This is a genomic window from Moorena sp. SIO4A1 (assembly GCF_010672065.1).
Classification (GTDB): domain Bacteria; phylum Cyanobacteriota; class Cyanobacteriia; order Cyanobacteriales; family Coleofasciculaceae; genus Moorena.
Genome location: NZ_JAAHHX010000002.1, coordinates 220,776 through 243,979 on the forward strand (window position 1 = coordinate 220,776; position 23,204 = coordinate 243,979).

Annotated in this window: 22 protein-coding genes and 4 pseudogenes; 11 read left to right on the top strand and 15 right to left on the bottom strand. The window is 43.5% G+C overall.

The window, feature by feature from the left end:
* The first annotated feature begins 156 nt into the window (after positions 1 to 156).
* The 4 genes from F6K53_RS01840 (at position 157) to F6K53_RS01855 (ending at position 2,600) form a co-directional block, all read left to right on the top strand.
* Positions 157 to 915, top strand: coding sequence for a nucleotidyltransferase domain-containing protein (locus F6K53_RS01840; protein WP_293065643.1), 759 nt, complete (start codon positions 157 to 159; stop codon positions 913 to 915).
* A 126-nt stretch (positions 916 to 1,041) separates the two neighbouring features.
* Entirely contained in the window at positions 1,042 to 1,656 is a 615-nt protein-coding gene (locus tag F6K53_RS01845) for a hypothetical protein (RefSeq protein WP_293065646.1), read from the top strand.
* A 57-nt stretch (positions 1,657 to 1,713) separates the two neighbouring features.
* The gene (locus F6K53_RS01850) at positions 1,714 to 1,842 is read left to right on the top strand and encodes a hypothetical protein (protein ID WP_293065649.1); all 129 of its coding nucleotides are present in this window, start codon (positions 1,714 to 1,716) and stop codon (positions 1,840 to 1,842) included.
* Entirely contained in the window at positions 1,833 to 2,600 is a 768-nt protein-coding gene (locus tag F6K53_RS01855; RefSeq protein ID WP_293065652.1) for an SDR family NAD(P)-dependent oxidoreductase, read from the top strand. Before F6K53_RS01850 ends, F6K53_RS01855 begins: the two co-directional genes overlap by 10 nt.
* A 305-nt stretch (positions 2,601 to 2,905) precedes the next feature.
* On the opposite strand, the gene F6K53_RS01860 is transcribed toward F6K53_RS01855, so the two are convergent.
* The gene (locus F6K53_RS01860) at positions 2,906 to 3,157 is read right to left on the bottom strand and encodes a hypothetical protein (protein WP_071103539.1); all 252 of its coding nucleotides are present in this window, start codon (positions 3,155 to 3,157) and stop codon (positions 2,906 to 2,908) included.
* 122 nt (positions 3,158 to 3,279) lie between these two features.
* On the opposite strand from F6K53_RS01860, the gene F6K53_RS01865 reads away from it, so the two are divergent.
* Both F6K53_RS01865 and gcvT read left to right on the top strand, forming a co-directional pair.
* Positions 3,280 to 3,462 (top strand): hypothetical protein, encoded by a 183-nt coding sequence (locus tag F6K53_RS01865; protein WP_293079778.1) that lies wholly within the window; start codon positions 3,280 to 3,282, stop codon positions 3,460 to 3,462.
* Between the two features lie 5 nt (positions 3,463 to 3,467).
* A complete protein-coding gene (gcvT, locus tag F6K53_RS01870; RefSeq protein ID WP_293065655.1) occupies positions 3,468 to 4,625 on the top strand; it encodes a glycine cleavage system aminomethyltransferase GcvT in 1,158 nt (385 codons plus the stop codon).
* Positions 4,626 to 4,792: 167 nt separating this feature from the next.
* Here gcvT and F6K53_RS01875 read toward each other — a convergent pair whose 3' ends face one another.
* The gene (locus F6K53_RS01875) at positions 4,793 to 5,233 is read right to left on the bottom strand and encodes a DUF4079 domain-containing protein (protein ID WP_293018160.1); all 441 of its coding nucleotides are present in this window, start codon (positions 5,231 to 5,233) and stop codon (positions 4,793 to 4,795) included.
* Positions 5,234 to 5,431: 198 nt separating this feature from the next.
* Here F6K53_RS01875 and F6K53_RS01880 point away from each other — a divergent pair, with 198 nt between their 5' ends.
* A complete protein-coding gene (locus tag F6K53_RS01880) occupies positions 5,432 to 5,662 on the top strand; it encodes a hypothetical protein (protein WP_293065658.1) in 231 nt (76 codons plus the stop codon).
* 50 nt (positions 5,663 to 5,712) lie between these two features.
* Here F6K53_RS01880 and F6K53_RS01885 read toward each other — a convergent pair whose 3' ends face one another.
* The gene (locus F6K53_RS01885) at positions 5,713 to 6,099 is read right to left on the bottom strand and encodes a DUF1830 domain-containing protein (RefSeq protein ID WP_293039462.1); all 387 of its coding nucleotides are present in this window, start codon (positions 6,097 to 6,099) and stop codon (positions 5,713 to 5,715) included.
* Between the two features lie 583 nt (positions 6,100 to 6,682).
* Here F6K53_RS01885 and F6K53_RS01890 point away from each other — a divergent pair.
* Positions 6,683 to 8,263, top strand: coding sequence for a photosystem II high light acclimation radical SAM protein (locus F6K53_RS01890; protein ID WP_293079780.1), 1,581 nt, complete (start codon positions 6,683 to 6,685; stop codon positions 8,261 to 8,263).
* 70 nt (positions 8,264 to 8,333) lie between these two features.
* Positions 8,334 to 9,686: a DICT sensory domain-containing protein gene (locus F6K53_RS01895; RefSeq protein WP_293065664.1), complete on the top strand. Its 1,353-nt coding sequence runs from the start codon at positions 8,334 to 8,336 to the stop codon at positions 9,684 to 9,686.
* A 68-nt stretch (positions 9,687 to 9,754) separates the two neighbouring features.
* Here the strand turns inward: F6K53_RS01895 and F6K53_RS01900 are convergent, their stop codons facing one another.
* Positions 9,755 to 9,907 (bottom strand): hypothetical protein, encoded by a 153-nt coding sequence (locus F6K53_RS01900; RefSeq protein ID WP_293079782.1) that lies wholly within the window; start codon positions 9,905 to 9,907, stop codon positions 9,755 to 9,757.
* 13 nt (positions 9,908 to 9,920) lie between these two features.
* On the opposite strand from F6K53_RS01900, the gene F6K53_RS01905 reads away from it, so the two are divergent.
* Entirely contained in the window at positions 9,921 to 10,556 is a 636-nt protein-coding gene (locus F6K53_RS01905; protein ID WP_293065725.1) for a pentapeptide repeat-containing protein, read from the top strand.
* Between the two features lie 78 nt (positions 10,557 to 10,634).
* Here the strand turns inward: F6K53_RS01905 and F6K53_RS01910 are convergent, their stop codons facing one another.
* The 8 genes and pseudogenes from F6K53_RS01910 to F6K53_RS01945 form a co-directional block, all read right to left on the bottom strand.
* Positions 10,635 to 11,276: a Uma2 family endonuclease gene (locus F6K53_RS01910; RefSeq protein ID WP_293079785.1), complete on the bottom strand. Its 642-nt coding sequence runs from the start codon at positions 11,274 to 11,276 to the stop codon at positions 10,635 to 10,637.
* Positions 11,277 to 11,437: 161 nt separating this feature from the next.
* A complete protein-coding gene (gene glmS / locus F6K53_RS01915) occupies positions 11,438 to 13,354 on the bottom strand; it encodes a glutamine--fructose-6-phosphate transaminase (isomerizing) (RefSeq protein WP_293018167.1) in 1,917 nt (638 codons plus the stop codon).
* 139 nt (positions 13,355 to 13,493) lie between these two features.
* Positions 13,494 to 13,739: a photosystem I iron-sulfur center protein PsaC gene (gene psaC / locus F6K53_RS01920; RefSeq protein WP_015145320.1), complete on the bottom strand. Its 246-nt coding sequence runs from the start codon at positions 13,737 to 13,739 to the stop codon at positions 13,494 to 13,496.
* A 282-nt stretch (positions 13,740 to 14,021) separates the two neighbouring features.
* A complete protein-coding gene (locus F6K53_RS01925; protein WP_293018168.1) occupies positions 14,022 to 15,509 on the bottom strand; it encodes a hypothetical protein in 1,488 nt (495 codons plus the stop codon).
* Between the two features lie 722 nt (positions 15,510 to 16,231).
* A pseudogene (locus F6K53_RS01930) lies at positions 16,232 to 16,532 on the bottom strand (XisI protein).
* A 21-nt stretch (positions 16,533 to 16,553) separates the two neighbouring features.
* Positions 16,554 to 17,558, bottom strand: a pseudogene (locus F6K53_RS01935) (transposase); the annotation flags it as partial.
* A gap of 107 nt (positions 17,559 to 17,665) precedes the next feature.
* Positions 17,666 to 17,896, bottom strand: a pseudogene (locus tag F6K53_RS01940) (RNA-guided endonuclease TnpB family protein); the annotation flags it as partial.
* A gap of 299 nt (positions 17,897 to 18,195) precedes the next feature.
* Positions 18,196 to 18,336: pseudogene (locus F6K53_RS01945) on the bottom strand (element excision factor XisH family protein); the annotation flags it as partial.
* Positions 18,337 to 18,453: 117 nt separating this feature from the next.
* Between F6K53_RS01945 and F6K53_RS01950 the strand changes: the two are divergent.
* The gene (locus tag F6K53_RS01950; RefSeq protein WP_293065669.1) at positions 18,454 to 18,693 is read left to right on the top strand and encodes a hypothetical protein; all 240 of its coding nucleotides are present in this window, start codon (positions 18,454 to 18,456) and stop codon (positions 18,691 to 18,693) included.
* On the opposite strand, the gene F6K53_RS01955 is transcribed toward F6K53_RS01950, so the two are convergent.
* The 3 genes from F6K53_RS01955 to F6K53_RS01965 all read right to left on the bottom strand — a co-directional run bounded on the left by F6K53_RS01955 (position 18,694) and on the right by F6K53_RS01965 (position 23,167).
* The gene (locus F6K53_RS01955) at positions 18,694 to 20,196 is read right to left on the bottom strand and encodes a DUF1802 family protein (protein WP_293065672.1); all 1,503 of its coding nucleotides are present in this window, start codon (positions 20,194 to 20,196) and stop codon (positions 18,694 to 18,696) included.
* A 266-nt stretch (positions 20,197 to 20,462) separates the two neighbouring features.
* Complete coding sequence (locus tag F6K53_RS01960; RefSeq protein ID WP_293065674.1) at positions 20,463 to 22,274, bottom strand: hypothetical protein; 1,812 nt, start codon at positions 22,272 to 22,274, stop codon at positions 20,463 to 20,465.
* 83 nt (positions 22,275 to 22,357) lie between these two features.
* Positions 22,358 to 23,167 carry a hypothetical protein gene (locus F6K53_RS01965; protein ID WP_293065677.1) on the bottom strand — a complete coding sequence of 270 codons (810 nt, stop codon included), beginning with the start codon at positions 23,165 to 23,167 and terminating at the stop codon, positions 22,358 to 22,360.
* Positions 23,168 to 23,204 lie beyond the last annotated feature (37 nt).

The window sequence follows — 23,204 nt, forward strand, 5'->3', positions numbered from 1 at the left end:
AATTAAATTCACCACAGGTCGCACCTGAGTTACACAGGATTGTTTCACTATTGCCTCTTGCCTCTTGCCTCTTGCCTCTTGCCTGCTCCCTTCTCCCTGCTCCCTACTCCCTGCTTCCTAAAAACATGTACCTCACCCAATTGAAAACTGCTGTATATGAATTTAAACCAAAAACTACTAACTGTAATTTATACTCAACCCCATCCACTGTTATTTGCTACCCTCAGTGGAGCCCATTTGTATGGTTTCCCTTCACCAGATTCTGATTATGATTTGCGTGGTAGTCACATTCTGCCAGTGCAGAAGGTTATAGGACTGGACCCGGGACCGGAAACGATTGAAGTCTCGGAAATTCGGGATTCCATAGAACTGGATCTAGTCACTCACGATATCAAAAAGTTCTTTGAGATGCTGCTGAAAAAGAATGGTTATGTCTTAGAGCAGCTGTACTCACCCCTAGTTATTCACACTACACCGGAGCATGAGGAATTAAAAGCGATCGCAAAACAATGCATTACTCGCTACCATGCCCATCACTATCTAGGATTTTCCCGAACTCAATGGAAACTGTTTCAAAAGATGAGTCCATGTCGTGTCAAACCTTTGCTTTACGTCTATCGGGTGCTGTTGACTGGTATCCATTTAATGAAAACTGGGGAAATAGAGGCTAACTTGGTTAAGCTGAATGAGGTGTTCCAGTTACCTTATATTCCAGATTTAATTGCTCGAAAGCTAGCAGGAGTAGAAAAGTCTGTATTGGAAGATACAAATTTGAATTTTCATGAGGGAGAATATAATCGTCTACAGAGTAAATTAGAGGAAGCATCTGAGTCTAGTTGGTTACCAGAAGCACCATCAGCTAAGGATGCTTTGAATGATTTGCTCTGTAGATTGAGGATGGCAAATTTACATTGAAATTGCTATATAGCAAAGGGAACAGGGAGCAGGGAGCAGGGAGCAGGGAGCAGGGAGCAGGGAGCAGGGAGCAAGGAATAAAATTTCTAGAAAATGCTATAATAATAATTATAAATAAATTTTTAAATGAAAGTAAAACAATTAGCAATTTCTAGTATGATATTTGCTCTGCTTGTGCTTGGTTGTGCTAGTGAAACCCCAGCAGATAAGACCCAGCCTCAGCAGGTAGCAGGGGATTGTGGTGAACGCCAATGTCAGGAAGTTTTAGCTGACCTTGGCGATAGTTTTCCCGAACAAATAGCTGAATGGGAAAGGGAGTGTAGTGATAGCAAAAGTTTCAGTTTAAAGGTTTTTCAGAATCAAGAAGAACCCCAGCGAGTCAGCTTTATTTGTTGGGATAAACCCGTAGGAAATGGCAATCGCACTGGTACATGGTTAGGGGTTTTGCCGTTAGTAGCGAATGATTATACTTTTGTGAAGCCATTGGTTTGCTCTAATTCTGACCAACAGTGCCAGAAAGTATTGCCTCAATTACGCAGAAATGCTCCAGAGCTAGTCCAGAAAGCAGAATTTAAATGCGCGACCAAACAGGGGTCTCTATTTTTGAGAGTTTCTGAGCAGGAAATCGATATTCGTTGCGGGTTTTTTGCGACCTCTGTTTGGGATGAAAATGGCGATGGTTTAGTGGATAATGAAGACCCAGTTAGTGTTGATATTTCAGTGGGTACTTTTAAACGCTAAAGTTTTATAATTAAGGGGATAGCTGATATCTAATACTATAGCATTTCCAAATATATCATGAAAACTCAGGCTAATTTACACTGCCCCCTACTCCCTACTCCCTACTCCCTACTCCCTACTCCCTACTCCCTACTCCCTACTCCCTACTCCCTACTCCCTACGGGGAGCGCTAATAAATGTCTATAGATAGAATTAACAATGCCAATGCCTTAATTATCGGTTCCAATGGAGGTATTGGTCTGGCTTTTGTCAAACAATTGCTGCAAGATGAATCCTTTACCAAGATTTATGGCACTTATCGTAACCGTGATTCTAGTTCGGAATTAATTGCCCTTGAAAGCAACTATCCTAATCGATTAGTTTGTCTATCGATGGATATCACCGACGAGTTGCAAGTATCTGAAGCTGTCAAACAAATTAGTGTAGGGATAGACAAACTCCACTTAGTGATTAATTGTGTTGGATTGCTTCATGACGGCAGCTTACAACCAGAAAAAAGCCTGAAACAGATTAATTCAGAACACTTGATGCGTTACTTCCAGGTTAACAGTATTGGAGCAGTGTTGCTGGCTAAACATTTATTACCATTATTCCGTCATAGCGATCGCAGTATTTTTGCTAGCATTTCTGCAAAAATTGGCAGTATTGGTGATAACCAACTGGGAGGATGGTATGGCTATCGAGCATCGAAAGCAGCCTTAAATATGTTTATGCGAACGGTGGCGATTGAATACAGTAGAAAAAGTCCTCAAACTATCGTTGTCACGTTACATCCTGGTACAACCAATACGCGCCTTTCTAAACCCTTTAAAAAAAATGTACCTGCTGATAAGTTATTCCCAGTAGAGCGTACTGTTAATCAACTACTGGCGGTGATTGAAAAGCTGGATAAAGGGGATAGTGGACAGTTTTTCTCCTGGGATGGAAGCCAGTTACCTTGGTAAACTAGTGTAAGCATTTAGCTATCAGCTATCAGCTATCAGCTATCAGCTATCAGCTATCAGCTATCAGCTATTAGCTATCAGTTATCAGCTATCAGTTATCAGCTATCAGCTATCAGCTATCAGCTATCAGCTATCAGCTTTTGAAGAAAACAGCTAAGGATTAGTTTAATTTGAGGAAAGTCTTTTAAAGAAAACAGGTAAGGATTAGTTTAATAGTCACGAAAGAGGTTGATTTTAAGCTGACCACTGACCGCTGACCGCTGTTCGCGTAGCGTGCGCGTAGCGCATATGCTTACATAAAGCCTTTATTCAGTCTTTAGGACTGACTCTTTTGAGTCGTCTTTGGCAACGTTATCTCTGGGAAAACCGGATATCAATCCGCTTTCAATCATCAAACCAATCCCGGCATTAATCACAACTAAGCTTAAGGTTCCTAACCAAAACCAAGGCTCTCCTTCAATTCTTTTAGAAACGGCTTCTCCAAATAAGCATAAGCCTAAGGGAAAAAGCAGAACTCCAGCTTGAGATTTGATATACCAAATTAGTTTCTTGTTCATGAGATTGCTATAGTCTTTACCAAGATAATATAGTAGCTTAATGGTGATCAATTTAAAAGGGGGCTTATTTACTAACTGTTTACCAACTGTTGTTAATAAAACGCTAAATTGTAACGGGCAAGATGCCCATTCCACATTGTGCTACACGGGCAAGATGCCCATTCCACATTGTGCTACACGGGCAAGATGCCCATTCCACATTGTGCTACACGGGCAAGATGCCCATTCCACATTGTGCTACGGGAACCCATGGGATTATACCAGATAGATGTTACACTTACCTGATAACTGAACACCATTATTAAAACCCGTGGCAAATTCCCCAGCATCTCCAGAGTCCCAATCCGAAACCCCTAAATTGGCTCGCACTCCCCTATTTGACCAGGTGGTAGCACAAAATGCCCGCTTGACAGCTTTTGCGGGTTGGGAAATGCCAGTCCAATTTAGTGGATTGAAAAAAGAACATGCTGCAGTACGAACTGCTGTCGGAATTTTCGACATCTCCCACATGGGTAAGTTTGCTTTTCATGGTAAGCAACTACGGGAGCAATTGCAGTCTCTAGTACCTTCGGATTTAACCCGCCTGCAACCGGGTCAAGCTCAATACACGGTGTTGTTAAATCCCAATGGTGGAATCATTGATGACATTATCTTCTACTACCAAGGTGAAGAGGAGTCTGGGGAGCAGCGGGGGATGATGATTGTTAATGGAGCAACCTGCACCAAAGACAAAGACTGGTTGTTAGCTCACCTGGATGCTGACTTAGTTACCTTACAAGACCTCTCAACATCAAAAGTGTTGATCGCAGTACAGGGACCATTGGCGATATCACATCTTCAGCCATTTGTCAAAGAAGCGTTAGCACCAGTCAAAGCCTTTGGACATCTAGAGGCAACGGTGTTGGGGAAACCGGCATTTATGGCTAGAACCGGCTACACGGGGGAAGATGGATTTGAGCTGATGCTAGACCCAGATGTGGGCATAGAGCTGTGGCTGACACTTTTAGAGTCTGGTGTCACTCCCTGTGGTTTAGGTGCCAGAGATACCCTGCGCCTAGAAGCAGCAATGGCACTGTACGGACAAGATATTGATGATACCACGACACCTTTAGAAGCTGGGTTAGGTTGGCTAGTGCATCTTGATAGCAAAGGAGACTTCATCGGACGCTCGGTGCTAGAGCAACAAAAAGCAACAGGGATCCAGCGCAAGCTAGTTGGGATCCAGATGCAAGGAAGGCAGATTGCTCGCCATGGTTACCCAGTCCTAGCTGATGGTGAGGTGGTAGGAGTTGTCACTAGTGGTACATTAGCACCAACCTTAGGAAATGCGATCGCACTAGCCTATGTTCCCAGAAAGTTGGGCAAAGTTGGACAGCAGCTGGAAGTAGAAATCCGGGGTAAATCCTATCCCGCCGTTGTGGTCAAGAAGCCTTTTTATCGCTCTGAAAATCGTCCATCGGCCAAGTAAAGCTATCCATGGCTGACAGATAACCTTAAACTTTCAACTTTCAACTTTCAACTTTCAACTCTCAACTCTCAACTTTCAACTTTCAACTTTCAACTTTCAACTTTCAACTCTCAACTTTCAACTTTCAACTTTCAACTTTCAACTCTCAACTTTCAACTTTCGATTGCCTAATGCCTAATATATTTCTGGACAACTTCCCAACCAGTCAGGGAAACCCAGGTAAATCCCACTAGCAAGGCAATGTTGGTAGCAACGTGAACAGCCCTTGCTAAGGGTTGTTGAGGACTAATTTGGGTAGCACTAAAGGCTGAGAGCAACACCAGTGCTACCACAGACCATCCAGCTATTAAGTGGGCTGAATGACCTAGATGACCGTAATGGCCGATGGTACCTACTAAACCAATCCCCAGCAGAACTAAGACTAGAGCGACCATGATCCAGCCAATGATGTAGTGCAAAGGGCGTAACCAAGTCGGTCGTGGGCGTCCGGAGTGACGTTGATAAAACGCAATGCTGCCGGTGATTGCCAGGAGTACATAGGCAAAGAGGGATAAACCCATTGACCAAGCAGCAATTTTCCAGAGCCAGAGAAAAGAAGGGAGATTCACAGGGTGATGGGGTGATGGGGTGATGGGGTGATGGGGTGATGGGGTGATGGAACAGAATCTCAAGATCTGTTCTTGTTCACTTTTGAATTACCCTTGCTATGGTTACAGACCAAGTGACAAGTTACAAGTCTAGCACTATAGCCTATTTAGCTTGAACTTTCAACCTACCTGACAAGGGACGCCTGGGTAAGAACAACCTTGGCCAAAAGGCCACGCTACGCGAACAACCTTGGCCAAAAGGCCACGCTACGCGAACAACCTTGGCCAAAAGGCCACGCTACGCGAACAACCTTGGCCAAAAGGCCACGCTACGCGAACAACTTTCAACTTTTAACCTTCAACCTTCAACCTTCAACTAGACAACCTTCAACCAAACCACCTTCAACCAAACCACCTTCAACCAAACAACCTTCAACCTTCAACCAATGAAAAAGGGGTTGCTCCTGTTGTAAGCAACCCCAAAGTATAGATTATAGTAACTAGACCGCGCTAACCAGCCTAGGCAATTTTTCAGCTAACACTCTTGGACTATCAACTGTTTCTGGATGTGGTTTGATATCAGCAGGTTTGGCTGATTGGGCGGAAACAGCATAGCCATAAGCATTACCACTTTGGCTAACCAATAAGCGGTAACAAGGGATGGTATCTGAGAGAATAGAACTTGCCATCATCCCCGTATGTATTTCTAGAAGAGCCTGTGGCGGTGCTTCAAAAACTAAGCGCTGCCCTGGGAAAACAACTCTTTCAAAGTACCAGTTAGGTATATTAGTTATTCTAGCAATCTGGATCTGGCTAGTAGCGTTCACATAGCAGCACAGAAGGGAATCTTGGCTATCTGAAGGAATAGGATCAAAAACTTGTGTCATATCTATTAATTCTCTAAAGGTTAATTTATTACAAACACCAAGGTAGCATTGATGATCCCGGCGAGCTGTAAACATGGCTACTAATTATTGGAGTTTACCTCAGCCGATCACCAACAAAACACCGTTAATATGCTGATTATTGGGATTATTTAGGATTATTTGCTGGTTTTAGCGATATTCAGCATCATTCAGGTGTAATGCTCACTCTAGAAACCCTATTATATGACTTTACTCTATTAGATGACTTTATGCTGATTTTTGATCCCTATAGACAAAACTACCATACGCTTGAGGTAAGTCCCTAATTTTGGTAAAGTTAAGATATGTAAACACCAATTTCATAATTGTTGCCCACCCTTGGTAAGTTCTGCCCGCCGTAGTCTCAAAGTAGAGAAAACGGCGGTAGATAAATCTGTCTATAACTCTAGCTATAACTCTAGGTATAGATCTGCCTTGAAATCTTGAGCTTAATTGGCCTTTGGGCCACGCTACGCGAACGGAATTGGTCAAGAATAACCCAAACTAACCTTCCTGATAAAAAAAACTTATAATAACAAAAAATCATTACTATAAACAGTTACCAATGGAACAGAAAATACTATATGTTCGCCTTCCGTGTAATCCAATCTTTCCGATCGGGGTGGTTTATTTAGCTGACCATGTTCATAAACAGTTCCCGGATGTAGAACAGCGCATTTTTGACTTGGGAACTGTACCTCCCCTAGACTTTGGCAGCGCCTTGGATACTGAGATAGACCAGTTTAAACCAACCCTGTTGGTATTTTCCTGGCGCGACATTCAAATCTATGCTCCAGTGGGTGGTAGGGGTGGTAACCCGCTCCAAAATGCCTTTGAGTTTTACTATGCTGGCAATCCCTTGGTGAAATTACGGGGAGCGCTGGGGGGTCTGCGTTTAGCTGCCTCTTACTATGGCGAACTGTGGGGGAACTTGGGGTTAATCAAACAAGGACTCAAACGAGCTAAACGATATAACCCAGACGCTCGCCTGATTGTGGGGGGTGGAGCAGTTAGTGTATTCTATGAGCAGTTGGAAAATAAACTGCCAACTGGAACCATCGTTTCCGTTGGAGAAGGGGAAACCTTACTCACGAAACTTCTCCGGGGTCAGGACTTCGATGATCAGCGCTGTTATGTGGTAGGGCAAGCTAAGCCACGCGATCGCATGATCCATGAGTCTCCCACTGCCATTGAAAAAATTGCTTGCAACTACGACTATATTCAAAGCATCTGGCCGAGCTTTGATTATTACTTCCAACAGAACGACTTTTACATTGGAGTTCAAACCAAGCGTGGGTGTCCCCATAACTGCTGCTACTGTATCTATACCGTTGTAGAAGGCAAACAGGTACGGATTAACCCGGCAGATGAAGTGGTAGCAGAAATGCGGCAACTCTATGACCGAGGCATCCGCAAGTTCTGGTTCACTGATGCTCAGTTCATTCCTGCCAAAAAATTCATTGGTGATGCGGTTGAACTGTTGCAAAAAATCCTTGATTCTGGTATGAGTGACATTAACTGGGCAGCATACATTCGGGCAGACAATCTTACCCCAGAATTATGCGACCTGATGGTAAAAACCGGGATGAATTACTTTGAAATCGGGATTACCAGTGGTTCTCAGGAACTGGTGCGGAAAATGCGCATGGGCTATAACCTACGCACCGTACTGCAAAACTGTCGTGATTTAAAAGCAGCTGGCTTCAATGACCTAGTTTCCGTCAACTATTCTTTCAATGTGATCGATGAAACCTTTGACACCATTCGTCAGACTATTGCCTATCACCGGGAACTAGAGCAAATATTTGGTAGGGATAAAGTAGAACCAGCCATCTTCTTCATTGGTCTACAACCCCATACCCATTTAGAACAGTACGCCTTTGACAAAACTATCCTCAACCGGGACTATGATCCCATGAGTTTGATGCCCTGGACAGCAAAGAAACTCCTATGGAATCCCGAACCCCTAGGGTCTTTCTTTGGTGAAGTTTGTCTGGAAGCTTGGCGGCAAAATTCTAATGATTTTGGGCGTGAAGTGATGAAAATCCTTGAAGAAAGACTAGGAGTGGCTCCATTAGAAGCAGCCCTCACTGCCCCAATATTACCAAATAAACACCAAGAAAAAAAACTAGTTTTAAATAACTAGAAAGGGATAATGGCAAAATTAAATTAACAAGTTTAAATAACAAAATTTAATTAACAATTTTTAAGTAACCATGCGCTCAGGTTCAATTTTACAAAAACTAGAACAAGCCTATCGCGGCACCAAAAAACCTCTAAGCTTTGGAGTTTATTACAAAAATACCTTAGTGTCGCTGTGCCATGCCCTAGAAGACTTTATCCTAGAGTCTGACAGTCCTCCACTAATGATTACCGCCTTCCAGCGGGGCCAATGGTATCTTGAGGAAGCTGAACGCTATGGCGATATAGCACTGAAATCATCTCAGGTGGTAATTCTAGCCGCACCGGATGCTGGCTTTGCTGAACATCCCACCAGCCAGCGGTCGAATGTTGCCCTAGTTAGTTTAGAGTCCTCCGATCCTGTAGCTCAAGAGTGGCACTTGATTATTATTTCTGAGACATACACAGCAATGGTGTTATGTCAAGAATTATCTGAGTCGGATTATGGCACTCAAGGACTGCCAGAGCAAGACCGAGAGCGCAAATTCTACGGATTCTGGACATTTGAGCCAGACTTGGTCAGGGAGACAGTGGAGTTTGCGATCGCTCATATTGGTAACTATAACCCAGACTTGCAAGCCAGCTTAACTGCACAACTTCAACAGATGATCGACAGCACCAGGCCACGAGACTATATTGGGGCAGTGGTGAATCGGGTCGTGAACTATCTTCAGAAAGGTCAACAAGAGTTACCGTCCCATACCTCCCCGAGCCATGTTCAGGTGTTAGACGATAACCTCGTTTCTAATGAAATGCAAGCTTTCTTGCGTATGGCTCAGCTAATTGACCAAGCGGATGCTGTCAATCCCAACGCTGGCGCTGAGGTAAAAAGCTTGTCTGAGACTATAGGCCAGTTGCTGGATTTACCAGCATGGCAACTGAAACGTTTAAGTCTGGCAGCACTCTTGCACCGTCTATCTCCCTTGCAGGGGGTCAAGATAGAACTACCCCCTAAGTCAGCTGCTCAGAAAGAGGTGATCGAGAAGCAGGAATCTCTTCCGAGGGGATCGGTGTTACGGATTATGCCTCGATTGCAGGCTGTCGCTAACATTATTACCCACCAAACCGAATCCTGGGATGGTTCAGGACAACCGGATGGCTTAGCTTACGATAACATTCCCTTGGAATCGAGGATTTTGAGGCTGATGGCTTATTTTCAGCAGCAACTCAATACCTATAAATCTGAGGAGGATGCTCTGTCTCAAGCTCTAAGAAACTGTCAGGCATTGTCAGGGGAAGCCTTTGACCCTAAACTGGTGGAAACCCTGGGACTGATAGTGATGGGAATGCAGCAGGGTATGAGTTTGCAGGCTAATCAGCCTAAAATTGCTTCAGGGATGTGGTTGCTTGATTCCTTATCTGAGGAAAAAGTAACGGTTGAAGGATGAAGGTTGAAGGTTGAAGGTTATCAAGGTTGAAGGTTATCAAGGTTGAAGGTTATCAAGGTTGAAGGTTATCAAGGTTGAAGGTTATCAAGGTTGTTCGCCTTTGGCGTTCCCGTAGGGTAGGTTGAACGCGATTGCGTGGCCTTTTGGCCAAGGTTGAACAGTTCAAGATTGTTCTTGCCCAGGGGTCTGGTGTAGGGTAGGTTGAAGGATGAACAGTTCAAGGTTATCTGGTTGATGGAAATTGAAGCAATTCGGGCGGGGAAAGTAAAGCAACTGCCAGGAGCAGATTTGGAAGATGAGGATCTTTCCGGTAGCCAATTGGAAAAAATTAATCTTGCTGGTGCAACACTTGTGGGGGTAAATTTTTCTGGCTCTAATTTAAATGGTGCTCGTCTCGATGGTGCTAACTTAATCGGTGCCAAACTGGAATCTGCTGACTTACGGGCAAATTTGCTTGGTGCTAATTTGATGCAGGCGGATTTGAGTGGTGCGGACTTGCGGGGTGGTAATCTGCGCGGCGCTAATTTGATGGGGGCTAAGTTGAGTCAGGCTTGCTTTACCGGTGCTTTTTTAAGTGGTGCCAATTTGATGGGGGTGAATTTGCAAGGGGTGGATTTGCGAGGGGCAGATTTGCGAGGAGCTAATCTTAATGGTGCCAATTTGAAGGGAGCTGATTTGTCTCAGGCGGATTTACAAGGGGCAACCTTAAGTGAAGCAAATCTGGAAGAGGCCGATCTCCGTGGAGCTAATCTATCTGGTAGTAATCTCAGTGGGGCGAACTTGCTTTGTGCTGAGATGGATGGGGCTTCTTTAAGTGGTGTTAATTTGGATCGAGCTTGTTTAGTGGGGACCTGTGTGCCTGAGGAATAATTGACAATAGTGGGTAACGGATAGAAAGGATGGCAGCTGGGGAGGTGTGTGATGGAATTGCTTAGCAAGAAGTAAAAGTTATCTGGATTGAAAAAATTGATTTTTTAATTCCCGTAACATTCGGCTTGTTCCTTGATTAATTGCCTGTTCTACGAGTTGAGGAATCTGTGTAGTTAAGGATAAATTGGGAAAGGTTGGACTGAACGACTTTTCTTGATAATTTCCATCTTTGATGATGTAAATTTTAAGTTGTTGTTTGCTATAAATCCATACTTCAGGAACACCAATGGCTGCATAAACCTCAAGAGTTGTTTTTGAAGTAACATCAGATTCAATAGCTAAGTCTGGGGGTGGATAAATGTCCAAGTCAATGTGAGTACAGCCTCGCATTTGAGGAGCATTCTGAATATAAAGACAGGTATCCGGTTCAACACCAGCAATTTCAGGACGTTTAAAGGTAGTTGAACCAAAATCTTCCCAGTCGCGCCCCTGTAGGTTTAATATGCCTTTAACAATATCGGCAATAATCCGGTGGGGTCTTTCGTGAATAGCAAGGGGGGACATGATTTCTAAATTTCCTTGATAGTAGGTCAGCCGCACTCGTCGCTTTTCCCCAAGTTCGTCAAGAATTGTTTCAAAGTCTTGCCATTTAAGGTTATCTATAGTAATGGCACTACCGGGTGTGAGTTGGATAGCTTTGATGGGTATGGTAACGGTCATGGTTTTTCCTCAACTGTACCGACGTGATGGGTAAGTCCTAATTGGATTAATTTGAGGGGCGGAGTGCGATCGCAAAATGCCTACACAAAATGCGATCGCATTTACAAATCCTAACTAGTCCCTGGGTTTAAGCAACACCGTTCAGCAGTCAACAAAGAAATCTATTCCACAGTCACCGACTTCGCCAAATTCCTGGGCTGATCCACATCCAACCCTCGCCTTGCCGCAATGTGATAGGCTAACAACTGCAACGGAATCACCGCCAGAATTGGTGAAAGCAACTCCTCCACCTCTGGTACAGGCAACAAATCATCAAAGATATCCATCGCCTCTTTGCCATTGCTCGGTGTCACCCCAATCAACCGAGCATCCCGAGCCTTAGCTTCCTGAGCATTAGAAATTACCTTCTCATAGACAGTACCAGGCATTGCGATCGCAACCACAGGCACCTTAGCATCCAGCAGAGCAATCGGACCATGCTTCATTTCCCCAGCTGGGTAGCCTTCAGCATGAATATAGCTAATTTCCTTAAGTTTCAGCGCCCCTTCTAAAGCAATCGGAAAATTAATCCCCCGTCCTACAAAGATAAAGTCTTGGGTTTCCGCAAAGTCATGGGCTAATTCTTCAATATACTTTTCTTGACTTTCCAGCACCTGCTCAATCTGATTAGGCAATTGCCGCAAGCCTGCCATAATTGCTTGAATTTTTTCAGGGGCGAGAGTATTACGTCGATCTGCTAAATCTAGCGCTAGACAATAAAAGGCCACTAACTGGGTCACAAAGGTTTTAGTAGCCGCCACCCCAATTTCAATCCCTGCCTGGGTATCAATCACATCAGGCACCAACTGAGCCAAAGAACTTTCTGGTCGATTCGTAATTCCCAGCAGTCGGGGCTGATACAGAGGGTCTAATCCACTGCGACGGTGTTTTTCCATCTCCAGTGCTGCTAAGGTATCAGCAGTTTCCCCAGACTGAGTTACCCCAATAGTTAGGGTATTCTTAGTTAACGGACCTGGTGCATAACGAAACTCAGATGCATACTGCACCATGGTAGGAATTCCTGCCAACTGCTCCAACAAATATTTACCCACCAAACTAGCGTGCCAACTGGTTCCGCACGCCAGAATCTGAATCTGTTCTACATCCTCGTACAGTGACTCTGGTATGCCTAACTGAACTGGGGAATTAGCCAGGTCTGCCTCTGTCTGTGTAGGATTAGCATGCCAATTACTATTGAGATACCGCTCGAAACAGTTGCGCACTACCCCTGGTTGCTCATAAATTTCCTTAAGCATAAAGTGTCGGAATCCTTGCTTTTCCACTTGAAAGGGATTCCAACTGAGGGTACGGGGGAACTTATTCAACCGACGACCCTCAAAGTCGTAAACTTCTGCCCCTAGGGGAGTTAACCGTGCGATTTCCCCATTGTCTAAGTTCAATACTGCCCTGGTATGGGGTAACAATGCTGGGGTATCCGAGCCAAAGAAAAATTCCCCTTGACCAAACCCAATAATCAGAGGAGCCTGTTGCCGCACTCCAATCAATTCATCAGGATAGTCAGCACAAAGGATAGCTAGGGCAAAAGCTCCCTCTAATCGATTCACGGTTTGCCGCACTGCTTCTAGGAAAGGAGAGAAGAAGGAAGAGGAAGAAGCCGAATTTTGGTGTAAACACTCAGCAATTAGATGGGGAATAACTTCTGTATCGGTATCGGAGCGGAATTCATGTCCCTGCTGGATCAATTCTTCCCGCAATTCCCGGTAGTTTTCAACAATGCCATTTTGTACCACTGCCACCCGCATTGCCATATCCATGTGGGGGTGAGCATTATACTCTTCCGGTTTACCATGGGTTGCCCAGCGCGTGTGTCCAATGCCAATCCGCGCCTGGTTTTCGATTTGTACCAGTTTTTCCCGCAAATTGTGCAATTTTCCCTTAGCACGTACACAATGAACGTCCCCTTCCGAGACTGTAGCAATCCCAGCAGAATCATAGCCTCGATATTCGAGTTTCTCTAATCCTGCCATTAAAATTTCTGTAGCGATTTGCGGACCGATATAGCCGACTATTCCACACATAGTGTTGAGTTTAGTAAGTAACCATAATACTCAAACTATAGCCGTGCTAACAGTGGAGTGTCCTGTGTTGACGGTTAACCGTCAACGGTTGACCATCAACAGTCAACCGTCAACATCAGATAGATTGCTAGGTTAATGGTTAGTAAGCCAAGCCCATGCTACGAGTTGTTTCAGCTCCCAGGTAAACCCGGATGCTCAAGAAGTCAGTAGGACAAGCAGTTTCGCACCGCTTGCAACCAATACAGTCTTCTGTACGAGGAGAAGAGGCAATCTGACCAGCTTTACAGCCATCCCAGGGAACCATCTCCAATACATCTAGAGGGCAAGCCCGAACACATTGGGTGCAACCAATACAGGTATCGTAAATTTTAACGCTATGAGACATTGATTTAAGAACTCCTACATTTTTTTATCGGACATTGCGGAAAAACCGCTGACCTGTCTCCTTGGGAAAATTGGGGATATTCCCGATGATTCCACCAGGATTATCTTTGCCTAGGTTCGTGCTTGTTGGCGTTTCAGGCAAACGACAGGGAATTTTAAGGATCAAGGGCTAGTTTACCGCAGGGTTTTGATAGTCTTGCGCCAGAGGTTACAGAACTTTAAATTCTTTAATATATCAGTATCAGAAACTATTGTGTGATCGAGCCTAATCTATGGGTCAACCTCAAGAAGAGCGATAACGGGGAAACCTTGGTAATTCAATAGACGCTAAGGATTTGCGCCCTTTGGAGGGACGTAGGGGATAGAGTACTGGTGATGGCGACTTACCCTGAGACGGAAATACGTCATTGGTCTGATTTGACTGTGACTCAGCCTCTATGATATCTTCTGGCAATTCCTGACTCGATGGATTTGCTTCAGGCTCCAAGGTCTGAGTATGGTCTGACCTACTGGTTTGCTCAAGGTCACTAGTCAATTCAACGGTTTGGTCAGATTCATCTGAGTTAGTCGTTTCTAGTTCTGATCTGCCATCGACTTTGGCATTAGCCGACTCTGATGGCAACTCCGACAACCCAAATTCCTCTGCCAGGGCAGACATTTGCTCAATTAACTGTTGTGCTACTTCTATCTCTTTGGCTGTCACATTTTCAGGGGAGATTACCTGAGTTTGCCCTGGACCCGAGGCATCTGCTGGGGATATAGGATCAGTTTGGTTAGGTTGGCTGCTGTCAACCGATAACGCTTCTGTGGTAGATTGAGACTGGACAGAAGAATTACCAGTACTGCTGAAAATAAATTCTTCTGCAAATAACTCTGGGTCAGCAGACCAGGGTCTAATCGCCTGGGCTTTTTGTAGCAGAGATTGCTGAGCAATGATGCTCCGACTCTCTTGCTGTTGTAGTACAGAATTCTCAGAGGCAGGCATTTCCAGACACTTTTCTAAGGCTACCTTAAATTGCAAGGTTTGCTGTTGTTGTCGGTATAGACGGGTTCTAAGTTCTCGACAGGTATCTTTCAATTGCACCAGCTGATGAGATTGTTCGTTGTAGCGCTGCTGGGTTTGGGAATAGTCCTGTTCGAGTCTGGCAACTTGATCCTGAGAGCTTTGTAACTGTTCTGATAAGGTTTCAACCAAAATTTGCTGGCGTTGACCGGATTGATGGGATGATTCTAGAGTGTGGAACAAACGGGTTAATTGGTCTTGAACTGTATTGAGTTCCAGATCTTTTGTGGACAGGAGTTTGTCGTACTCTCGCAATTGCTTAGCTTGTCCGTTTAACTCCTGCTGTTTTTCCTGGAGTGCTTGCTGCAGCTGGGTCACTTGCTGCTGTAAGCGATGATTGTCCAAGCGCAGTTTTTGGGCTAAGGCAAACCATTCACCATCCTTGGCTAACTGTTCCTCAGAAACATCAGCTATCTCAGTGTCAATATCAGTGTTATCAGTATCATCAGTGCCATCATTATCGGCTTCTGTAACTGATGATGCCATGGTGGTAAGGAGAGATTCTATAGTCTGTTCTAGTATTGACTGTTCAATAAGATTATCTATATCATCAGATACTATGGTGAAATCATCAGGTACTGGTGCGAAGCTGAGCATTTTTGGGTTATGGTCGGTCTGCTGCTGATCTGGCTTCTTAGTATCCTGGTTATCCATTTCGGTAGTAGACTCAGGAAGGGGAAGGTTATTGGGGTTTTCAGATTCACTCATTGCTCTTCATCAAGGGGTTCACAATTTCACCATTGGGGCAAGGAGCCAAAAAGTCAATCGCTCAAGATGATTTTAGTCTTGAGGGGCAACTTTGGGTCAAGATGCAGACTCTCGAAAGTGCCGATGGCTTGGCATTGACTTAAGTTTGGGCGCAGATGGTTGAGATTACCTTACTACTTACTAACCCAAGAGTAATGCATAAAAATTGACTGGCTAAAAATTTTGAGACAAAAAATGGATGCTGATTAGAAAACAGGAGCTAGGGAGCAACACTTTAATACAAATGTACTATCATTGAGCAATGAGCTAATGCGTTCCCGTAGCGTGGCTGTAGACCAATCGCAATTTCAGTTTTTGATAAATCTGATTACTATATACCGTTTTACTATGAAAAACTAGCAGTATTTTTCATTAGCTATTTTCCAAGAGTATAGATCTTAAATTAAGTCATTTATCTTTGATAATAGCATTTTATTTATTCAATTGTCAACTAGTAAAATTTCAATCCCTTCATCTGTTTTAAAGACAGGGCAAGGGATTACAGAGAGGGCAAAGTTTGGCTTGAAATGAGACGAAGGGGGATTGATATGAGAGTCCGAAATAACCCGTGGCTGATAACCAGTGAAAAAAGCGATTGGCCTCTGGCCACGCTACGCGATTGACCTTGGCCTAAAGGCCACGCTACGCGAATGGTCACGCTACGCGATGCTCGGTACGAGCCGCTACGCGAACGCATAACCAGTATGGGGACGAACGTCTGGTGGGTGAAACCCTAGCACAATATCTGATTTGGGAACCCCTGCGGCGACCAGTTCTTCTGTGATGCCATCTTCGATACCATCCCGTTGAATCCAGATTTTTCCATCAATAATCTGAACATGGGTAATGCAGCCGTGGACTCGACGTTTGCCATCCCAGCCAACAACCATTGGCCTAAAGGCCACGCTACGCGATCAGCATAAAGTGATTGTTTAGAGAATCGGCAATGGCATAACTTTGGATATCGCCGTGACTGTAACTAATCCGAGCTTGACACTCCCCGGTCTAAAGACGCGGGGATTCTTCATTCAACGAGCCAACTTGCTCAATCAGGCCGGAACCAGAAAGAGTAGAGGTCGATTCTCCTGAAGCGTTGGGATAATGGATCCAGGTTCCGGTGTGCCCCACCGTACCCAAGGCTCTTTTTAGGATGTTGATTGCAGCGTTATGGTCTCTATCAAGTTCACACCCACATTCGCACACGTGAGTTCTAGTCGATAATGACTTCTTGACTATTTCGCCGCACTCTGAGCAGTTTTGGCTTGTATAAGCAGGATTTACCGCAACGGTGACCCTACCGAATTTTTGGCCAAAGTGCTCCAACCATTTTCTAAATTGATACCAACCTGCATCGTTAATAGATTTAGCTAGACAGTGATTTTTAACCAGGTTTTTCACTCTTAAATCTTCATAGGCGACCAGGTCGTTAGACCGGATTACGCAACGCGCCAGTCTCTTGGCATGTTCTTTACGTTGCCTACTTACTTTAAGGTGATGCCTACCTAATCTATTGACGGCTTTCTTACGGTTGGATGAGCCTTTCTTTTTCCGGGAAACCCGGCGTTGATAAAATTTTAGACGCTTTTCTCCTTTTCTATAAAAGCGGGGATTAGGTTCAGAGTGACCATCAGAATCAGTGTAGAAGTCTTTTAACCCAACATCTAATCCGATAGTTGTTCTAGATGGTTCCAATTCTTCTTTTATGTTTACTGAAACACAGAATTGGACATAGTACCCATCAGCTCTTTTGACTATGCGAACCCGTTTTATTTGTTTTTTGTCAAAGCGCCACAAGTCCCAGGTACCTTTGAGCTTTAGTCTACCGATTCCTTTCTTGTCACTAAAGGTGATTGATTTTTTGTCAGGGGACAACTTCCAACCTGACTGTTTGTATTCAACCGTTCGCGCAGCGTCGGCTACGCCGAATCTACAGTGTTTTTGAAAACGGGGAAAACCTTTCTTCCCTGGAACTTTTTTCTTACAGTTTTCAAAAAAGCGAGAAATTGATGACCGGAGATGAAACCTTAGAATAGTGGAGCCTTTATAGGCGATAGGCTATGCAGAAAAGGGTTAAAACTCATGAAATAAGGCTCCACTATTCTTACGGTAACTTCTAACCATGCTCTCTCGGCAGCAGCCTGTCGAGCGGTAGAGTTCAATTCATTAGCAAAAGGGAATTCCTTTGCCAGTATTTGAGAATACTTACTAAGGTCGTACTTCCCTGTACCTTTGTTGTCTATCCATAAACGAAGGCAGCTATTTCGGATAAATTTAACTGTCCGAATTGCCTCGTCTATAGCTTGATACTGAATGGGCTTACCGTAGGCTTTTAACTCTAGAATAATCATCATAAATCGACATCAATTTAGACAATTTTATAATAACAAAGTTGGCGTAAACCGTCAAGTCTTGCCTGATATATTTTCACGGCGACTAAAGTCGCTGCCTGGCTTTCATCCCGGAGACGAAACCTTAGAATAGGGCAGCCTTAATCATAAAGTTTTAAACCTTTTATGCATAGCCGACCAACCATAAAGGCTGCCCTATTCTTGCGGTAACTTCTAACCCGGTTTTAAAACACGAGGCTTTCAGCCTGGAGCGTTTCCGTAACGCTCTAGAATTTCTCGAATTAATCTGGAATACTCATCTAATCTATCCATTCCAAGATTTCCTCCCCGTTGGCATCAAAAACTAGCAAATTTAACTGATTGCTATCAATAGCAATTCGAGCAATTTTATCTTGAAAAAAATCTAAGTAAACTGCATTGCGAATCCCTAGATATAATCTTCGATATCGATCGTAACTTGATCACGCTTTAGGAATTGGTAACAAGCATAAACTTTGAATCTTGAAATAAAACGTTACACAAACCGCTAGATTTTTACGATATTGCTTTATATCCTAATGAGATACACAGGATTTTTCACCTATTGCCTATTGCCTATTGCCTATTGCCTATTGCCTATTGCCTATTGCCTATTGCCTATTGCCTATTGCCTATTGCCTATTGCCTATTGCCTATTGCCTATTGCCTATTGCCTATTGCCTATTGCCTCTTGCCTCTTGCCTCTTGCCTGTTCCCTATTCCCTGTTCCCTATTCCCTGCTCCCTGCTCCCTGCTCCCTAAAAATGTACCTCTGCTAGTTAATCCATGGGCAAGTCCCGCAGGAAATAAAAGCAATCACTTTTACTATCCGTTTCCTTGATTCGCCCCAAGTAGCCAGTTAAGGGAGAAGAAAGCTCAATCAATATTTCGTGTAGTTCTGGCTGAGTCAAGGACTGGGGTGGATTGGAGAAGTTATAGGCTCCATAGATCATCTCTACTCCCACCGTGTGATTATCTCTATCGTCAATTAGCTTTTTCACCAGCTGGACAATATGCGATCGCAATTTCAGTTTTTCAGAAATATGATTAATATATTTTTCAACTTCCTGATCAGCTTGACCAGCTATCAAGTAATTCTTTAGTATAATTAAATCAACGGAATTGGGATACTGGCTTTGGAGTTTCACCAGCTTCTGAAGAGTGTCAGGATTAATAATTGCCATACCATGTACAATAGCTGCATCCATAAGTTGTTTAGTCGGCTCACCAGGGCCAATAATTAACTTAGCAGTTTTCTTAAGTAGTTCTTGATTGTTTAAACGTAACGTTCCTAAATTCAACAGTTGTACTGCCGTATCGTTAGGAATTTTTTTCCCAGCCTTGCACTCACCCACCAAAGGATAAGGTTTTGAGCAGAATAAATCTAAACCACCAGCACCACCTTTGTGAGCATGGTCGATGGTAAATCCCAGAAACTTAAGGCTATCACGAACAATATTTTCAAAATCTGTTCCAGCTTGATAATTAGTTTTACCTTGATCCAACTCTTTGCTGCGATTTCCCAATGCTGCTATGGTATTTATCCAAGCTAAATCTGGATTAGATGACGTTAACTGCTTGTTGCTACTCCAGCCTATAAATTTTTTGATCTCTTCGTCAAGGGCTTCAGCCGCTGGGTTAGTAATCGCCAGGTTAGCGATTTGACTCTGTAATTCTTCCAATTCCGGATACAGTGGCGGGAGTCGATTTTCTAGCTGGTGTCGCCGTTGGCTGAAAATGCGATCGCTTAATACTGGCCAATCGTCACTAACCCTAATATTATCACCTAAACTAACAAACTTCCCAAGGGGCTGACTAGTATTATTTATAGCTACTTCAAGCACTTTAGGCAACTGATAGACCCGCAAGTAAGCCAGGAAAATACCCTGTTTTTTCTCAAGTCTTGCTTGTAATCCTGCTGCTGTCCATACCGTTAACGGTGATAAGCTCTCCAAGGATTCAGTTTTATTCAGGTGTTGGCAAAGTTCACACCTAGCCCAAGCCTTAATCAAAACTGTCTCAGAATTCAGTGCCGTTAGACTTTTTTGGGCTATTTCTCTAAAACTAGGGCGATAATAGTGCTCAAGAGACAGGGGATTACTTGATGTATGATTATTACTTGATAGTGTACTACTTGATAGTGTAGACGGATATAGGGCAAATTTCCGCCCTGGATTGATAAATAGCTGAGGGATAGCAGCAATCATTCGCCCTTGGATTAAGGCTTCGATATCTGGTGCTGGTAAAAGGAGAGCTCTTGGAATTAAATCTTGCTGACTCATTATCTTACTGACTCAATAGTAGATATCTATATCACTTCCTATCAATCAATCTCATTCCTGCCTGGCATCGTCAACTTTGTAAGTCTTGTTAACTCTAGCAGTTAAAACTAAACCATCTATAAGAATCTGTGTAGGAACTGTGATAATTTTGTTTTCTTTTCCCTACTCCCTACTCCCTTTTCCCTACTCCCTACTCCCTATTTCCATATCCGCTTTTACCTATTCCCTTTGCTATATAGATCCATTGAGTTAATCATCCTTTAACTTTACGCCTCTTCATCCACTGCCTCTTCAGTAATTTGTCCCGATGGAGCACTCAAAATTTCTCGCAGTAATCGGTTATCTATAGCTAGCTTTGTGTTAGAGATAAAATCTTTAATCTGCTCTTCACTCAACTCATAGTCTTCACGACTGTCATAAACAGCGCGAATCGCAATTAAAGGCTTAACCTCCTCTGTTTTCAACGCTACGGATTTTCCTCCTTGAGCCTTAAGGTTATTCAAAGACTCTTGAGCCTTCTTGGCATTTGGACTTATCGGTTTAGAGCGGACTAAACAACCACGGGTCAGATCATATTTTTTATAATTCCCAAGATGAGATAACCCAGTCGTTACCCTGTTTCCAAAAGATGCTTGGATCACTGCTAGTCCGATTTTGACCGTATTACCTTCTTGTTTACCAACTATCTTGACGCCGAGGTATTTATTTTTTGGTTTAACGGGAGCTTCAATTTTTTCGATTGTGACTCCTTCCACTATCTGTCCTATGAGTTGCTTGAGAGCAAACTTAATAGCGTTAGTTAGTTGAGAGTCATCCTCCATGTACTCTTCATTGTCAATATTGTCAATATTTTTGATCTCGTTATTATAAGCAGAGCTAACGGGATTTATAGGAGGTCTATGGGATGAAACTTGCTGACCATTAGGTAATCCCCAGTTAGTTTGACACCATTGCAGAACCCTTCTTGCTGTTGGTCGTTGTTTCCCCAATTCTTTCAGTGTTTCTTCGGTAAAGGGATAAACCCGCTGAGGAGGAGTCAGTTTATTTTCAGCATAAAACCCTTTTAACCATAGGGAAACTAAATCAATGATCTGCTCAGAGTTGAGATAATTCAACTCAACTACTCGCTCGCCTATTCTGTCAACAACTGCCTCATCCAAAGGTAATGCTCTGATTTGATGTGTCCAAGTGTCAGGATACATAGCAGTCAGAAGCACACCCCGTTTAAGGCTACTGTATAAATCTGTTGCTAAGCTAGCAATAACTTGTGCTCTGGTAAACCCTATATCATTACATTCTATACCATCTAATTGATCAAAACATACCACCAAGGGATTGTAATCACTAATTAGAGCTAAAATTTGACAAGTTATATCAAAAGCGTCTTTGTCATCTTCCGAATCGTTGGGTAAATCCATCTCGTCAGCTTTTTTCTGAGATAAACTTTTCCCAGACAGCCATTTAATAGCATAAGGAGCATGCTGCTTTGATAATGTCCATAAAATCGCTCTGATCAGATCCGGATTGTCGATGTCGGTCTTGATTTCAAGAACTTTATCAGTCAGTTGATCAATTAGCTTAGGATTTTTAGCCAAGGCATTGTGAAATACATTGACTAACTGCTGAGATGTGTAATTTTTTTGCATCGCCTCATTGGCTAAAGCAGTTCCTAACTCTTGCCACTGAGTCACCCCCTGGCTACCAACCTCCTTAAGACTTAATGCCAGGGTCTTCAAAAATTCCGGCTTGATCCGATTAAGGTCATTGTAATCAGTCATGTATACAAACCAAGCACCGCCTTCAGCTTGAAGAATTTGATGGCGAACCCTACTGAGCAAATGAGTTTTGCCTAACCCTTTTTCCGCCTTGATGGTAATGCCAATAACGTGACGCTCCCCGGTACGCACTTGTTCAACTGCCTTAAAAACAGCGTCGGAGGCATGAGCATTGATAGAAGGAACGTCAGGAAATGCTTTTTGCCATACATTTTGCTTCTTGACAACTAGCTCTTTGTTAAAAGGGTTTTGTTTTTTGATGATATTTTGGAGTTGTTCAAGGGGAGATGAACTGTTATTCATGAGCAACTGTTAGTCATTTTGGTGTGAGGAAACGCTACAAACAGTCAACAGAGATTTATTACAATAACCAGGGCAGCCTAGGATTATAGCCGCTTAGCATAGCAGCGTAATCCACTTAGTTCTGTGGTGATGGAATCTTCAATTTTGGATGGATCGCTATCCGGTAAGCTACCACCTTGGAGTTGTAAAATCTCGTTAGCTTGCATTTCCAACAACCACTCATTAAACTGGGAACGACTGACACTATCTCCAATTTCCCGTCTAATCCGATAAATCGGTACGAGATCATCAAGGTTATAGTCCTGATTTAGCTTGTCATACACCTCCAAGACCACCGACTCAAAGGTTTCATAAGAAGCGATCGCATTTTCCCCAGTTTTCCCAGCATCAGCGCCTGCCTCAACGACCTTAGCCACTGAGCTTCTCTCTCTAATCCAATTTAGAACAGCCTTGACATCCTTGGCTCTGACCAGACTACCATCAAACTCAAAATCAGCGCTTTTGATGCCAGCGTCTAGCACTTCCAAGCCTTGCTCTGTCAAAAACACATACTCGATTCGGGCTTTTTTTGTTTTCTTGATCGTCCCATCTGTTTCCAATGTTTTAAAGATGTCAGTATAATCACCAGACCTCTCATTATTCAGTTTCACTGTGTCACTTAAGTCTTTTCTTTTCACTTCCTGCTTTGATCCCCCTAGATCCCACAAGTGTAGCAGCAGGCGAGTTGTAGCTTGAGCTGGGGTTCCTCGTAACCCTTTCTTATTTTCTTTCTTATTTTCGGGTTCAGGGTTTGTGGACATTTCCGTTTGTTCTGTTTGTTCTACTGTTGACATTTCCATTTGTTCTAGGTATTTTTTTCCAGTATTTACGTAGATCAGATTATGGCTTGTCACCTCTCTATCCAGTGATAGCCTACCCAATAGTCTGATG